General features: G+C 43.3%; 13 protein-coding genes. 7 read left to right on the forward strand and 6 right to left on the reverse strand.

What is annotated here, in order from left to right; all coding sequences use genetic code 11:
- Positions 1-88 precede the first annotated feature (88 nt).
- Positions 89-1,573, reverse strand: coding sequence for a coniferyl aldehyde dehydrogenase (locus tag AC5JPO_RS03425; protein WP_493853271.1), 1,485 nt, complete (start codon positions 1,571-1,573; stop codon positions 89-91).
- Positions 1,574-2,094: 521 nt separating this feature from the next.
- Between AC5JPO_RS03425 and lipB the strand changes: the two genes are divergently transcribed.
- The 3 genes from lipB to AC5JPO_RS03440 all read left to right on the forward strand — a co-directional run bounded on the left by lipB (position 2,095) and on the right by AC5JPO_RS03440 (position 4,294).
- Positions 2,095-2,931: a lipoyl(octanoyl) transferase LipB gene (gene lipB, locus AC5JPO_RS03430; RefSeq protein WP_493853272.1), complete on the forward strand. Its 837-nt coding sequence runs from the start codon at positions 2,095-2,097 to the stop codon at positions 2,929-2,931.
- Positions 2,932-3,127: 196 nt separating this feature from the next.
- On the forward strand, positions 3,128-3,658 hold the full coding sequence (locus tag AC5JPO_RS03435; RefSeq protein ID WP_443524214.1) for an inorganic diphosphatase: 531 nt from the start codon (positions 3,128-3,130) through the stop codon (positions 3,656-3,658).
- 168 nt (positions 3,659-3,826) lie between these two features.
- A complete protein-coding gene (locus AC5JPO_RS03440; protein WP_493853273.1) occupies positions 3,827-4,294 on the forward strand; it encodes a hypothetical protein in 468 nt (155 codons plus the stop codon).
- Positions 4,295-4,355: 61 nt separating this feature from the next.
- Here AC5JPO_RS03440 and AC5JPO_RS03445 read toward each other — a convergent pair whose 3' ends face one another.
- Positions 4,356-5,210: a patatin-like phospholipase family protein gene (locus AC5JPO_RS03445; RefSeq protein WP_493853274.1), complete on the reverse strand. Its 855-nt coding sequence runs from the start codon at positions 5,208-5,210 to the stop codon at positions 4,356-4,358.
- Between the two features lie 977 nt (positions 5,211-6,187).
- Entirely contained in the window at positions 6,188-7,075 is an 888-nt protein-coding gene (locus AC5JPO_RS03450) for an SDR family NAD(P)-dependent oxidoreductase (RefSeq protein WP_493843369.1), read from the reverse strand.
- Positions 7,076-7,274: 199 nt separating this feature from the next.
- On the opposite strand from AC5JPO_RS03450, the gene AC5JPO_RS03455 reads away from it, so the two are divergent.
- On the forward strand, positions 7,275-7,682 hold the full coding sequence (locus AC5JPO_RS03455) for a DUF1622 domain-containing protein (protein ID WP_493851660.1): 408 nt from the start codon (positions 7,275-7,277) through the stop codon (positions 7,680-7,682).
- A gap of 87 nt (positions 7,683-7,769) precedes the next feature.
- Here AC5JPO_RS03455 and dusB read toward each other — a convergent pair whose 3' ends face one another.
- From dusB to AC5JPO_RS03470, 3 genes are all read right to left on the reverse strand, one after another.
- Complete coding sequence (gene dusB / locus AC5JPO_RS03460; protein WP_493853275.1) at positions 7,770-8,801, reverse strand: tRNA dihydrouridine synthase DusB; 1,032 nt, start codon at positions 8,799-8,801, stop codon at positions 7,770-7,772.
- A 121-nt stretch (positions 8,802-8,922) separates the two neighbouring features.
- On the reverse strand, positions 8,923-10,968 hold the full coding sequence (locus AC5JPO_RS03465; RefSeq protein WP_493853276.1) for a BCCT family transporter: 2,046 nt from the start codon (positions 10,966-10,968) through the stop codon (positions 8,923-8,925).
- A 386-nt stretch (positions 10,969-11,354) separates the two neighbouring features.
- Positions 11,355-11,798: an HIT family protein gene (locus AC5JPO_RS03470; protein ID WP_493853277.1), complete on the reverse strand. Its 444-nt coding sequence runs from the start codon at positions 11,796-11,798 to the stop codon at positions 11,355-11,357.
- A 339-nt stretch (positions 11,799-12,137) separates the two neighbouring features.
- Between AC5JPO_RS03470 and AC5JPO_RS03475 the strand changes: the two genes are divergently transcribed.
- The 3 genes from AC5JPO_RS03475 to AC5JPO_RS03485 all read left to right on the forward strand — a co-directional run bounded on the left by AC5JPO_RS03475 (position 12,138) and on the right by AC5JPO_RS03485 (position 16,602).
- Positions 12,138-13,013 (forward strand): hypothetical protein, encoded by an 876-nt coding sequence (locus AC5JPO_RS03475; protein WP_493853278.1) that lies wholly within the window; start codon positions 12,138-12,140, stop codon positions 13,011-13,013.
- Positions 13,014-13,204: 191 nt separating this feature from the next.
- Entirely contained in the window at positions 13,205-15,091 is a 1,887-nt protein-coding gene (gene ilvD, locus AC5JPO_RS03480) for a dihydroxy-acid dehydratase (RefSeq protein ID WP_319050253.1), read from the forward strand.
- Positions 15,092-15,354: 263 nt separating this feature from the next.
- Positions 15,355-16,602, forward strand: a complete 1,248-nt coding sequence (locus AC5JPO_RS03485; RefSeq protein ID WP_443524226.1) for a cation:proton antiporter — start codon at positions 15,355-15,357, stop codon at positions 16,600-16,602.
- Positions 16,603-16,637: the final 35 nt, after the last annotated feature.

A 16,637-nucleotide genomic window follows, 5' to 3' on the forward strand; every position in this document is an offset into this window, starting at 1 on the left:
CTATCTTTGAAATAGCATTCCAAAAGAATTTATTTTAAAAGCAACCCTCTAGAAGAGATTATTTCAAAATTTGTCATTTCACAAACTATCATTTTAGAAACAGCGCCATCGCCTTTTTAAACAGTCCACCATAAGGTGGCAGCAAGAAATTGAGACCATTAAGCTTGGTTTGTACAAAGACAGGCTTCATGTGGCTCAAACGCTCAAAACCTGCTTTGCCGTGGTATGCGCCTGTACCAGAGTCACCAACCCCGCCAAACGGTAAGTCGTGCTGGGCAACATGAATAATCACCTCATTAATACATAGACCACCAGAGACTGTATTATTACGCACATTCTCCACACTACTGTAGTTATCACTAAAGACATACAACGCCAATGGCCGTGGACGTGAGTTGACAAAATAAATCGCATCATCAAGGGTTTCGTAATGCACCAATGGTAAAATTGGAGCGAATATTTCGTTCTGCATAATGTCGCTATCAGGTGCAGGCTCACTCACGATGACTGGCGGCATCAGACGTGTTTCTATATTAGGCTCCGCAGTGGTAAGGGCATGTATCTCATCACCAGTTAGTGCATCTAGATAGCCCTTGACCCGTTTGAACTGCTCACCATTGATGATACGCGAATAGTCCGGATTTTCTTCGATATTAGGATAGTGTTTTGCCATCCACTCTTTTGCCAAATGGATGAACTGGTCATGATGTTGACGCGGAATCAACACGTAATCTGGGGCAATACAGGTCTGACCGGCATTTAATGTTTTGCCCATCATCACACGATTGACCACAGACTCTAAGTTGGCATCATCCAATACAATCACTGGTGATTTGCCACCGAGCTCAAGCGTCACTGGCGTTAAATTAGGTGCAGCAGCAGCCATTACCTTTTTGCCTACAGCAGTCGATCCTGTATAGAGCAGATGATCAAATGGCAACTCGCTGAAGGCTGCAGCAATATCAACCTCACCCAGTACCACACAGATCATATCTGGTGAAAAATAACGAGCAATAGCATCCGCGAACGCCTGAGCAAACTGCGGCGCCGCTTCGCTCATCTTGACCATGATTCTGTTGCCCGCAGTGAGCGCATCGATCATTGGGCCAATGGCTAGGTATAGTGGATAGTTCCAAGGCACCATAATACCAATCACACCCAACGGCTGCGGCTGAATCTCATTGTGTGCTGGCATATATAGGGCTGAGATAGGCGCGCGATGCGTCTTCATCCATTTTTTGCCGTGTTTTTTGGCATGACTAATACCCGTAAAGCTAGGGAACAGCTCAGCAAACTGGGTCTCTGATTGGCTGCGATAACCAAAGTCAGCACTGATCGCCTTTGCAAAGCTCTCTTGATTATCACTCAGCATCACTTCTAAATTATCCAGATGAGTCTCACGCTCTCTCCAGTCATTGATTGGCTGCGTACGACTCAACATCTGCAAGCGTGAAAACTGTGCTTTCATCTCATCGATAGTAGTAGCAGTGCTCAGTGCTTCGGGCATACGCTGTAGCACAGTTCGGACATCAGCTGATGTCTGCTCAGGGGTGTGTTGATTGTTATCTGTCATTTTTCTTCCTTGTCGTAGTCGTTTATGCTCATATCATTTATGTTCATATATTATAATGCAGTCACGGCGCTATATTGGGTTATAGGTACGGTCTTACTAGGCAGACCTTTTTATTTTGTATTCAGGTCTATTTTATGATCAGCTCTATATGGTCCTATGTACTTTTGACTATCTTACTTTTGAATGTCCTGCTGTTTACTATACTGCTTTGACTGTAGATTCTATCAAGTTCCATTTGTGCTACTTTAATGTAGCGCATCGACTGCGCAATGAACAGCATCTTTGATTGACTACAGGGTTTGTATCAATACTGTTTTTCGACCTTTAACGCAATGATATACAAATATTTTTAGCGCCTTCTCGCACTTCTTTTTTATGAGCGTCGGCCACCTTTACAGGCAGCGTGATAGCATATAATTTTGAGCGACAGTTGCCAAAACTGCTACACTGCCTATTTATACACCATACCTTTACGCCAAACCGTTATGCGCCTTTACACCAGACAATAATAAGACACTCCCATGCCAAACGACACGCAACAACTTAATGACACACTGATCAGTAAATCTCTATCAGCAGCCGACTACGTCTCTACGCTTGATGCGATGCTATCACGCACACTTGCTCGTATCGATTTAAAAAAACAACAAGAACAGCGTACCCCTGATGAGTTGTGGATCGTAGATCATAACGACGTCTATACACTCGGACAAGCAGGTAAAGAAGAGCACATATTACAGCGTACCGATACGCCCATTATAAAGACCGATCGCGGTGGTCAGGTGACATGGCACGGTCATGGACAGCTGGTGATTTATTGGTTGTTTGACTTGGATAGTCTAAAATGGAGCGTACGTCATCTGGTCTCTCACGCAGAGCAGGCGATCGAAGATGTCGTCAACGACTGTTTGCATAGCTCAGCATCATCTAGTGATGACCACATCAGCGCTCATGCCCGACGTGATGCCCCTGGTGTTTATCTTTACGCTGACCCTACCGATACCGACACATCAACCAACAGCACCTCGTTTGATGACACACCTCTTGATCATAAAATTATGCTGGGCAAAATAGCCTCATTAGGTTTCAAGATTAAGCATGGCTTTAGCTATCACGGTATTGCGATTAACCTAAATTGCGATTTGTCAGCATTTAATGCGATCAACCCATGCGGGTATGCAGGTATGCAAATGCTACGCTTATCGGATTTTGTAGATATGCAAAAAGAGACACAAAACCGAACGGCTCAACAAACAAGTGAGGCACTGAGCTATGACGTCGTTACTCAAAAACTCATCGACAATATTGCAAAACGCCATGCTGGTTTGATTAAATTACGAGCGATTGCACCTAAATAAGTGCTTTGAGTCTATTTTTGCATAATCTTTTTTTGCATAATGTCTTGCACGCTTAGACTTACGCATTGTGAGAAAACTTGATTCAAACTTGCTATAATCGCATGCAGCATAAATCGGATGCCCCAATATGACGTTGTGGCACTCCAAGCTCAACCCCTTATTCAAACTTCTAAAACAAAAGAAAATGGAGTATTTTATGGCAGATTTTAATAAAATCTTGGACGCAGGCGATGTAGACGGCGGCATTATTAACGCCGTTGTCGAGATTCCAACTGGTAGTAACCACAAAATCGAATGGAACCGCGAATTGGCCGTATTTGAGCTTGATCGTGTTGATCCACGAATTTTTGCAAAGCCTTGCAACTATGGTTTTATCCCGCAAACCCTTGACGAAGATGGCGATGAACTGGACTTGTTGATTCTAACGGAAGAGCCATTGACCACAGGTGTTTTCTTAAAAGCCAAAGTGATTGGTGTGATGAAATTTGTTGATGATGGCGAAGTTGATGACAAGATCGTTGTTGTTCCTGCCGATGACCGCAACAATAGCAACGCCTACAACAGCTTAGATGACCTACCAAAGCAAATCATCAATCAGCTAGAGTATCATTTCAACCACTATAAAGACCTGAAAAAGCCAGGAACCACTGTGGTCGAATCATGGGGCGATGTCAGCGAGGCCAAAAAAGTCATCCATGAAGCCATTCAACGCTGGAAAGATCTCTAATTTATCAAAAATTGGCACCAATGCTGACACAAGATAAATAATAAAATACCGCAATCATAATATGATGGCGGTATTTTTTTGCTTGAATATTGTTTGTGTAACATGGTTATAATAAACCGACGATACTCTCCTACTCTATGTGGCATCTATTTGACACTAAGGACAACCATGTTTAATCCCGACCCTATCACAAAGCCCGTCAATACAAAGCTGCCCAAAGCAATCATTACAATGATCGAAAAAAACAACTTGGTCATGGCGATCAAAACATTGGCAGCTGATGAAAACATCAGTATGGACGAGGCCAAGGTACGGATTGATGCTTATGAGACCAAGCTAAAAATAGAGCAGCAGCAAAAGCTAAGCACCATTGCCAACAAACAAGGCATCCCTAATCAAGCCATTAGCTTCGATAGAGAACAAGACGTTGAAGAGGACTCTGGACCGCTAGTAAAAAATCGGGTCAAATCTACTAAATCAGAGCAAGGATTCAAAAGCCTGCAAGCGGGTGTAGATAGTCAATTGAATGATTTGGGTTATAAAAAACCGTTGCTCCCCTACTGGCTAAAACGCTTACTCGTTATCGCTATCATAATGCTGGGCGTATTTTGGATATTATGGCGAGTTTTTGGTTAAAAATTATATTGAACAAGCGCTTAACTTAACGGGCTTCATGTTTTCTATATCGTTCTTTGAACTAGAGCTTGTACCATTCTTCAATCGCTTGGTGCCCAGCATCCAGCCCGACATCATAGCTATAGCGGATTTTAGCTTTATTTTTAGACAACCGGCTCGCCATATTTTTTAAGTCAGGTGGACAAATCTCTAAAAGCGTCTGTGATGGCGATGTATGCAAAAATTGCACGGCATCATTATAGCGTTGGGTTCGTGTCAATAAGCTTTGAGCAAAACCTTGGCGCTGCTTAGCGTAGTATTTTGCCAGTAACTTATCGCCTTTGAGACTCGCTTTATAGTAGTTTTTGGGGCGAGTACGTACAACCATCATCTTAGCGACGCGGTCCTGCTTGGCTGTCCAATGTACGGGTAAAGCATCAGCCACACCGCCATCAAAATAAGGCTCGCCAAGTATCTCAACGGCTTGCCTGGTCAGCACTGGAATAGAACTTGATGCTCTTAACCCCTCCAAAATATTTGCTTTACAAGCTTTGATATAGGTCGCTTCTCCTGAAATAGCATGCGTCAATACCATATAAAATTCAGCATGATTGGCAAATAACTGTTCCTGATTTAGTGGATATTCCTGTTCGACAACCTCCCACATCCACTTCAAATCTAATAAGTCCCCGCCTCTAAAAAAACGACCATAACGAATAAATTCAGATCGAAGAGAGTGATCTAAGTAAATGTGCAAGGTACGACCTTCTTGTGCAGCCAAATAGTTAGCGACGTTGGTTGAACCTGAGGAAACGCCCACACAAAGGTCAAAAGGATTGAACTGTTGCTGTAAAAAAGCATCTAAAACGCCACTGGTAAATGCGCCGCGCATTCCGCCACCTTCAACGACTAATGCCTGCCGATGTTGTTTGATCATTAAAAACCTCTGATAACTCACGCAGCGCACACTTACCAGCACACTAGATGAGAAAATATATACAAATAATTTTGAGTTTATGGTCGGGCTCTCAAGTCATTATTATCGCCATAAGAGACTTTGTAGTAAATAGTCATGGGTACATTCTGACTGATATGAATAACTGAACGCTATAGGTATCTAGGTACAGGAGTCTGCTATCACTTATTTAAATTATCTGAGCATAAATGACAAACCCAAACAGATAGATATTAGTTTGCTCAATCAATACTCTTAGTAACAAATACCAACTTTACAAAAATAATCCTAATACAAACAAACAGTCATAAAATGGACTTTTTTTTACCGTTTATCGGATAATCGACGATATAAGCCAGAAATACAAAAAAATACCGTCTTTATAATTGGCATTTGTTCATAAATAATATATATTCTATGTTGTTTTGATTTTGGGGAGATACACTTGTGATAGTTTCTGGTGACAAACTTATATGCATCATTGGCAATCCTTTTTTTGAAGAAGGATCTATATATACGGTTGGCGATGTCGTGACCAAGGATTTATTTGAAATAAAAATAGGGCTCGACGAATACTGGTATGCCAAAAAATGCAACGAAAGGATATGTGTCCATTTTAACTCGAACGAAACGGCGATCAACGATGCATGGTTCCAGCAAGTCAAATAGGCGTTAAGTAGACTGACTGTAGACATCATTTTATAGCTCATAACCTAAAAACCGTCTGTAAATTACGGACTCCTTTGCTGACCCTCGAAGTTTTTATAGATAGCCATCGATAGTCTCCAATCACTCTCAAATAAATATTCTTAAAATCAAAAACAAATCGAAATATCTCTCTCACGGCAACCGAATAATCAAATAAGCTAATCATTAGATCATTCAAAAAGTCAGAAGCATAAAAAAGGATAACATCGTATCCTTTTTTTGTTTGCTTAAAAACTCAAAAAGTTTCTACTCTAGTGATATTCACCAGGCAAAATCTTAGCAAAAGCGCGTTGAGCAAGGTTTGGCTTGCTGTCTTTGGTCTGTGCTGCAGTAGAGCTTGGGAAGATACGATAACCAATCGACTGAATACCGACGTTGAATGCTGGTACCAACGAATAGGTCGCTGATGCAAATTTACCCATATTACTAGCGATACTGTTTGGCTTATCAACAATAGCTCTTGCTACCATCAATGCAGCTTCGTCTGGCATAAGCGCAGGCATATAACGATACAGCTTAGTTGGGGCAATCATAGGCGTACGTACCAATGGCATAAAGATATTGGTGACTTTAATGTTATCCCCTTTCACTTCTGCTGCTAGGCAACGACTAAAGGCATCCAATGCGGATTTTGATGCCACATATGCAGAAAATCGAGGACTATTTGCCAATACACCAATTGACGATATATTGACAATCTGTCCAGTACGGCGACCAATCATCGTGGGCAAAAACCCAAGAATAATTTTGACGGCACCGAAATAGTTAATTTCCATCGTACGTTCAAAGTCATGAAAACGGTTGACAGACTCATGCACCGAACGACGAATCGAGCGACCAGCATTGTTTATGAGGACATCGACATGTTTAAAATCAGTCAGAATTTTATCACTGGTTTTTTCGATCTCATCCATGTTGGTGAGGTCACATGGATAATAACTGGCTCTACCACCAAGTATTTCAATATTTTCTTTTACTGTTCTAAGCTTGTCTTCAGTACGTGCAAGCAAAATAACGTGGGCACCGCACTCACTTAATAAAAAAGCGGTACGCTCGCCAATACCGCTTGACGCGCCTGTAATGATAATATTCTTACCTTTCACTGCTTTGGTTATTGCTTTTTTCGAGGGATTAGCCATAAAAAGTCCTTTTTGTCTGTCCTATGCCAATAAATATTCGTTTATAGCATAGCAAAAAAATATCGTATAAAGTGAACAAAACACCAGTAATTGACAGCTAGTACGATGATTATGCAGGTATGCAGTGGTATATAATCATACAATAGCGGTAAGATTTAATATTCTGCTATGTACTAATTGAGTTTGAGGAGGATATATTTTGATAGAAACGTTAACCCATTATATCGATCTAATTGCCAAAATAGTCGAAGTCATTGGGGTTCTTATAATGTTTTTTGGCATATTTTTTGCGTTTTATAGGGCATTTCGACTACCAGGAGGCTTCAACCATAATACGTATGTCGATATCAGGCAGACTGTTGGTAAATCTATCCTATTAGGCCTAGAGGTACTGATCGCTGCTGATATCGTCGCCACTGTGGTCACAGAGCCATCGTTACGTAGCGTAATAGTATTGGGTATTATCGTACTTATTAGAACGTTTTTGAGCTTATCATTACAGGTAGAGCTAGAAGGTCGGTTCCCTTGGCAAAAAGAAAAACCGTTGCCGAAAGAAAACCTCGCCACTACCCCTGCTGAGAATACGACACCTATCGATAAAGCATAGGAAACGAAAAAGATACGCTTATGCAGTATCTGCTATACAAGTGTGATGATAGATACTAGATGAGCATAATAGCATCGCGGTCTTCTACTACTCATGCGCCTGCAAAAAAGTCTCAACCACTCGAAATTGTCCAGCGGTGCTCTCTTCGCCATACATTGCTTGCCGAAAGGCGTTAGAGTTCGGAATACCTATCGTATACCAAGCGATGTGCTTACGGGCTATACGGCAGCCAGAGTACTCACCATAAAAGTCATAGAGCTCTTGTAGATGCGTCAGTACAATCTCTTTTATCTCACTGATACTTGGGGCATCCAGACGCTCGGCCGTACGCAAGAAATGCTCAATATCACGAAATATCCATGGCTGCCCTTGCGCCGCACGACCAATCATCACCGCATCACAGCCCGTCATCTCATAGACGTGCTGGGCTTTTTGCGCGCTATCAATATCGCCATTAGCGATAACCGGAATACTGATGCTGTCTTTGACTTCTCGTATGAGCTCATAACGCGCTTCACCCGTATACATATCCTCACGCGTGCGCCCATGAATGGCAATCGCCGTAATACCTGCTTGCTCTGCTCGCTTCGCTACTCGCAAAATATTCTCACGACCATTCTCATAACCCAAGCGTGTCTTTAGCGTAACTGGCGCATCAACTGCATTAACCGCTGCGTCTAATAGGCGCGCGACCAAATCCTCATCTTGTAGTAAGGCAGAGCCTGCCAGCCTACGGCAGACTTTTTTGGCAGGACAGCCCATATTGATATCAATGATCTGTGCACCGTTATCGATTTGATAACGAGCCGCTTCAGCCAATTTATCAGGCTCCGCACCTGCTATCTGTGCAGAGATAGGGGCAATCTCATTATTAAAATTGGCACGATATAGTGATTTTTTGCGTGCATAGAGTGCCGTATCTGCGATAATCATCTCACTGACCGCATGACCTGCACCGAATGATTTGCACAGACGGCGAAAAGGGTTGTCCGTCACCCCTGCCATCGGGGCAACCATCAGACGGTTTTCGATAGTCAGACCACCGATGACTAATGGCTGCAATAACGGATGGTCAGACACTGAGGCGGACGAGGATAAAACTGAAGAATCAATAGACATAAAAAAACGGCTTGATTTGTAAGGAAAACAAGCCGTTATTCTAAGGAATCTTATATTTATTGCAAGCTATTACGGTAAATAGCTTGCCTGATTTATAATTGCTATTGACGCATTCATTCTATTATTTGTCGAGTACACTGCCCTGCTCTAGGGTGATATCTTCATCGTGCGCTTGCATACGCCATGGGAGACTATCAGGCGATACATTGAGGAAATGCAGATACTTTTCGAACTGATCGATGATGTCGTTAATCACTGACTCGGACTGGTAGCCGTATAGATCATACGTTTGACCACCGCGCCGTAGATAGACCTCAGCACGGTGATGATGCTCTTGCGGTAAGGTATCCGCGGTGCCCTCAGTATAATAATCAGGCGCATCATGTTCGGATAAGCGCACTTCATACCAAAACTCAACATCGTCGCCACGCTGCAACTCAAGTACCGCACGGTTATTGACTGCATCGTAATTGACTTCAGTCGTCCAGCCTGTTTCTGCAAACTTAGATGATACTTCCATCATGGATGGCATAATCACTTCTTTGATATAACTCAAGACCTTATCGCGCGTTGGTTTGTCAGTCATGTAGTCAATACGCTCGCGCCATGCTGATGGTTTGAGTAGATGCGGTGGCAGTTTGTTATTTTGACCGAGGCTTTGATTACGGTGGCCTTCGATACGTAGGGCACGCCACATACCAAACATTGAGATTAGAATAATAATGGCAAACGGTAGCGCACTGACGATAGCTGCTGTTTGCAATGCTGTTAGACCACCTGCGATCAAGAGTACCGCTGCTACGGCCCCTTCAGTCACTACCCAAAAGCTGCGCTGCCACCACGGCGTATCACTACGCCCACCAGCCGCTAGTGAATCGATCACTAATGAACCTGAATCTGACGACGTCACAAAAAAGGTAATAATCAATAAAATAGTCAATGACGACACAAACTCAGTGAATGGTAGGTTTTCTAATAGTTTAAATAAAGCAATCGCTTGGTTGTCCTGTACATCGCCAATGAGCGAGTTGTACCCATCGACCATAATCATATGTAGTGCGGTATCACCGAACACAGCAAACCAAAAGAACGTAAAGAACGTAGGTACCAGCATCACGCCTAATACAAACTCGCGAATGGTACGACCACGGCTAATCTTGGCTATAAATAGCCCCACAAAAGGCGCCCATGCGATTGTCCACGCAAAAATAAACAGCGTCCAGCTACCGATCCAGTCGCTGTTTTCATAAGCCTGTAAGCTAAAAGTACGCTCAACGATATTGCCCAAGTAGCTGCCTGTATTTTCCATAAAGGCATTCAAGATAAAGATAGTCGGACCGACAATAAACACAAAAATCATCAGTGCTGTCGCTAGCACCATATTTAAAATAGACAAGCGTTTGACACCCTTGTCCATGCCTGCCAACACAGACAACAGAGCCGCTGACGTCACTAATGCAATAGCAATCACCTGCACAGTGGTGTTCACTGGAATGAGATCTGGCAACAGGTAGTTGAGTCCCGCGTTGATCTGCGATACTGACAAACCGAGACTGGTCGCAATACCAAACATCGTGCCCAATATCGCAAACACATCGACCGTGTGACCGATAGGACCATGAATCTTGTCACCGATGATTGGATACAACGTTGAGCGTATCGATAATGGTAGACCGTGGCGAAATGCAAAATACGCCAGTGACAACCCCACTACCCCATAAATCGCCCAAATATGAAATCCCCAGTGAAAATAGGCAATTTGCATCGCTTCTTTTGCCGCCGCAATCGTTTGTGGCTCCGAGAGTGGCGGACTGGCAAAATGCATCACTGGTTCTGCTACCCCAAAGAACAGGAGCGCGATACCATAGCCTGCCGAAAAGAGCATAGCAAACCATTCAAGAAACTTGTATTCCGCTTCAGCATGGTCAGGCCCCAGCTTGATACTGCCATAGGACGAAAATGCCAATACGATAATAAACATCAAGAACAGTGCCACTGCCAACATATAAAACCAACCGAACGTCTCAGTCGTAAAGGCAAGTACATCGTTGAATAAAGCACCTGCTGCTTCAGGATTGATCGCTGTACCAATGACCAGTAGCAGCATAATGATGGCAGCGGGTACAAAGACTGGTAATAAAATAGTAGAACGAGGTAATTTACTCATGAAAAGCGATTTCCCAAAAGTTGATTTTGCCTTTTTTATAGTTATTCACTGGTAAGGACAAAAGTGAATGTAAGATAGCTAATAGATAGTTTATGGTTGTGCGTTAAATCTAAATTAGTTAGTAATAAGTCGATTAACGATAAGTTAGTAAACACGCATCATATCTATCACATTCTTTTCAAAAACCCTAGACGACCAGCTGACTCGTAACATGACCTTAACGCTCGTTACATGACTATTACTAAGCAACAAAAAAGACAGCTTGCGAGCTGTCTTCTTATCTTGTACACCACTTATGTTAATGCGCTATGACTTAGACCTACATATCGCTATAGATATTAAGGTCACAAAGCATGGTATTTATATCACAAAACACGGTACTGAGATTACGCATCACTGATTGCTGCAGCAAGTTGCTTTGCAATATTGGCAAGTTCACTTTGATCAGCTTGTGTCACCGCATGGCGACCCAGCTCATGAATACTCGAGGGGATCAGATGTATATGATAATGAAAAACCGTTTGACCTGATTGTGCGCCGTTTAGCTGCATCTGGATGATACCTTCACGCTCGAACACTTTACGCTGCGCTTGCATGACTTTTTTGGAGGTCATCAAAACAGCGGCAGCATACTCTGGCTCAAGATTAGCCAAATCAGCTGTTTTTTGCTTAGGTATGACCAATACATGACCTTTTGCTTGCGGCATGATATCCATAAAAGCAAGGGTTTGGTCGTCTTCATACACTTTATGGTATGGAATACCACCATCTAACATTTTGGCAAAAATATTGTTGTCGTCATAAGCAGTCTGTTGATTCAATTCAGTCATTATTTTTCCTTTGATTATGAGGTGTTACTTCAATTATTAGGTGGCAAGTAGCTTTTAGAGCCGCTGACAGTGCTCATCCTATAGTGGACGAAATGTATAGTCAGTTCAAGATAATTTAGACACAAGGAAGGGGAATGAAAGTACTACAAATTGTAGACTGAGTGAGTCTGACGCTGTATCTAGTTTATATAGGATTGACTATAGGTTTAGTACAAGTCGGCATCCTCGTATTCATTGAGAAAATCAAGTGGTATATCCACTGTCTCAGCTCACTAATTTATTGGCGGGTCATGCCCTTAAAATGTTATATTGGTACTCTATTTTAACAACGCTATGTTTATGGATTTGCCTACTTTGCCGACCACTACATCAGATAACTCAAACAGTTTAGACAGCCCAGATAACAACGCTTACGCTGTGCGCGATGACGCAGCTCAAGTGTCTGGAGCGACCCAAGTATTCGAAAAAGATCTCTCTGTGTCTAACAGCCTTCCTTCAGAACAGCATGCTTCAGAACAGCATGGCTCAGAACAACCTCATAGTGAATCTGAGAATATGACTCAGACCATCGATCCAAATGCCATCATCTTGGCAGAAGCGTTGACAGACAAAGCCATCAGCTGGCAAATACATAACTGTAAAATCATAAAAAAGACGGTCACTCAAGACTTACCACTACCTTTTCTGTATCACTATGATAGCTTAGACGATACCATCAAACAGGCGCACCCCCTTACGCCTGAACTACTGACTCAATTCAATACGCCTATGTCAGCTCAAGAGGCTGCTCACTTAATTGGTATTAATCAAGAGTTATTGACCAGCCCTTGGCATGTAAAGGTAATTGGCTCATTAGTCGTGTTTAGTGAATCATTACAATTGGCTGTACGGCTACATTGGACCAATACTGGCAAAGAGACACAGCAGGTATATACCAAAGATGCAGCAGATGCGGTTATTGCAGCTTTTAAAGACTGGCAGTTTTTTGGTCGTGTGGACGTTCTTTATAAGAATAACAAGCAGACATTGATCAGTATTGATGAGCAAAATCCCAGTACCCCAGCATTACCTACCAAATCACTGCTAACGATTGGCGCAAGTAGCGACTATCAACAGCTTTTAGCCACTCATGCACTGGCAGCTATTGTCAAACTAGAAGCTGACAAAGCTGATTTACCTTGGTTTGACACAGCCATATTGGCGCGTCTTGAATAATCTTTTTTACTCACCTTTAGCGGTTCTGGAACCATTATTATTGGCATATTATTTTAAGTTATTCATATCTAATGGTATGGTAACGACTTAGTATTATTCACTAGTCCTCACTCTCTATAAAAAGCACACTATCCCTATTAAAACTGAGGGTGCAAATTTTAACAACTCCGCCTATTTGTAAGGAATATCACATGGATTATCGTTCAAAAACCTCTACCGGCGGTCGTAATATGGCAGGTGCGCGTGCATTATGGCGTGCAACTGGTATGACTGACGGCGACTTTGGCAAACCAATCATTGCGATTGCTAACTCTTTCACCCAGTTTGTACCTGGTCATGTGCATCTAAAAGATTTGGGACAACTGGTCGCACGTGAGATTGAACAAGCAGGCGGCGTGGCAAAAGAATTCAACACCATTGCCGTTGATGATGGCATTGCGATGGGTCATAGCGGCATGTTGTATTCACTGCCAAGTCGTGATTTGATTGCTGATTCGGTCGAGTATATGGTCAATGCTCACTGTGCTGACGCGCTCGTTTGTATTTCAAACTGCGATAAGATCACTCCAGGTATGCTGATGGCTGCCATGCGCCTGAATATTCCAGTGGTATTCATTTCAGGTGGTCCAATGGAAGCAGGCAAAATCCTAGCCAGCACCGTCGGTAAGAGCCACAATACTGATAGTAATGACAGCAGTGCTGTTCGTAAACTCGATCTGGTCGATGCCATGATGGACGCTGCTGATGACAGCATTAGTGATGAAGATGTGGCCGCTATTGAAGCCTCAGCCTGTCCGACATGTGGTTCGTGCTCTGGGATGTTCACTGCCAACTCTATGAACTGTCTTACGGAAGCCTTAGGATTGGCATTACCAGGTAATGGTTCACTACTAGCGACCCATTCACTGCGCCGTGAACTGTTCTTAGAAGCAGGACGTACTATTGTCTCACTTGCCAAACGTCGCTACGAGCAAGATGATGACTCGGTCTTACCTCGCTCGATAGCTAGCAAAGCCGCCTTTGAAAACGCGATGACACTAGATATCGCGATGGGCGGCTCGACCAATACTATCTTGCACTTATTAGCCGCAGCGAACGAAGCAGAAGTCGACTTTAAGATGTCAGATATTGACCGCCTAAGCCGCGGTGTGCCCTGTCTGGCAAAAGTCGCCCCTGCCTCACAAAAGTACCATATGGAAGATGTGCATCGTGCTGGCGGCGTGTTTGCGCTATTGGCCGAGCTTGACCGTGCAGGATTAATGAATACGGACGTTCCAACTATCCATAGCCCAACGATGAAAGCGGCGATTGATAAATGGGATATCATGAATGCGGACAACCAAGAGGCACGCGCACGCTATCTAGCCGCGCCTGGTGGCGTACGTACTACTGAGGCGTTTTCACAATCAAAAGAATGGTCAAACCTCGATGTCAATCGTGAGTCTGGCTGTATCCGCAGTGCCAAACATGCTTACTCGCAAGATGGTGGCCTAGCTGTACTGTATGGCAACATTGCCGAGCGTGGCTGCGTGGTCAAAACCGCAGGGGTTGATGAAAGCATCTTAGTATTTACTGGGCGTGCACGTTTATTTGAGTCTCAAGATGATGCGGTTGCCGCAGTGTTGGATGACAAAATCGTTGCCGGTGATGTGGTCATTATTCGCTATGAAGGCCCTAAAGGCGGTCCTGGTATGCAAGAGATGCTTTATCCAACCACATACTTGAAGTCAAAAGGACTGGGTAAAGAATGCGCCCTACTCACCGATGGTCGTTTCTCTGGTGGTACATCAGGTCTCTCAATCGGTCATGCCAGCCCAGAAGCTGCTGAAGGCGGGGCGATTGGTCTGGTTGAAGAAGGCGATACTATCCATATTGACATCCCTAATCGCACTATCAACATGCAGGTTAGCGATGCTGATTTGGCGACTCGCCGTGAAGCCATGGAAGCTCGTGGACGCGATGCGTGGAAGCCTGTCAGTCGTGAACGTTATGTGACCCCTGCATTACGTGCTTATGCCGCCATGACTACGAGTGCCGATACTGGTGCCATACGCGACGTGAGCCAAGTTGAGCGCTAAGCCCTGCTTGTGCCGTTAACATTAAAAAGCTACTTGTATCATTTATTAAGCCTGCGCTATGCAGGCTTTTTTTTCACCAAAAAACAACGCAGTAATCGTTTTGATAACTATTTCTTTCGGTAATAATCGTTTTTTATCGGCATGATAAGTCTTACCGTTAGACAAAATTTTTATTGATATACATTTTTATCAATACCGAAAATGATCGCCAAAAACAACACCCTAAAACTAATAGTTAAAACATACTGACGTGCGCAAACCTTATGATTGAAAAATATAACTTATTCTTATTGATTTGCGGTATCGCCTTTTTATTAGGGGCATTATTTCCTGTCATCTTTAAGCGTAACTTTATCTCCTTACCCATGCTACAAGTTAGCTTTGGTTTGATGATGGGCTACTGGTGGACCTCTTTGTCCTTTTTGGACCCTATAGACAATGGCATGCTCATCGAAAAGCTAACTGAGATCGTGGTATTGGTTTCGTTGGTTGGTGCGGGTATAAAGATTGATACCGAGCTCTCTTGGCAGTTATGGCGACCTACTGTCAGGCTATTGCTAATCACCATGCCCATTGGTATCTTTGCAATGGCAGTGTTAGGTTACTACGCATTTGGCTTAAGCCTAGGCGCTGCTATCTTGTTAGGGGCAGTATTGGCACCTACCGACCCTGTCTTGGCATCGAGCATTCAGGTTGGACCGCCTAATACTGGTGGAGAAGACACACCGCGCTTTACGTTAACGTCAGAGGCAGGATTAAACGATGGGCTTGCCTTTCCCTTCGTTTATTTAGCCATCAAAATTGCAGAAGCCTTTAGTGAAGGACAGGCTTTTACCTACGATATGCTATGGTCGTGGTTCACTCATGATGTCTTGTGGAAAATTGGCGCAGGCGTCGTTGTTGGTGTTTTGGTCGGCAAAGCGATGGCCAAAGTCGTGTTTTCTAAACATACTCGTGACACGACTATCTCACAGGGGTATGTTGTTATTGCACTCACCTTAGTCGCCTATGGTGTCGCAGAATACGTACACAGCTATGGTTTTATCGCAGTTTTCGTTGCGGCATTTGCCTTTCGGCGTTCAGAATGTGAGCATAGCTATCATCAAAAACTTCACGACTTTGCTGAGCAGTCAGAAGGCTTGCTGATGTCGCTGGTGCTGGTGATTTTCGGTATGTTCTTGGGCCAAGGATTACAGTCTGGGATTGAGCTGACATGGCGTGTCTATATCGTCAGTTTTACTTTTTTATTACTCATACGTCCGATTGGAGGGTTCATCGCTTTATCGGGACTTAACTTACCGCATACCGAAAAATACGCAATCTCAGCACTGGGTATTCGTGGTATTGGTACGCTGTACTATCTGTCTTATGCACTCAATAAAGATTTTTTTGCGGATGAAGATGCACTCAAACTATGGATTGTTTGCTCAATTGTGATTTTAGCCTCCATCTTTATCCATGGTTTAAGCGCTGCTAGGCTCCTAAAACTAACCCCTCAAAAGTCCAGTTGATTATTCATACTGGATTTATTTTTAATAAAGCTGTT

This window comes from Psychrobacter sp. H25 (assembly GCF_059076335.1).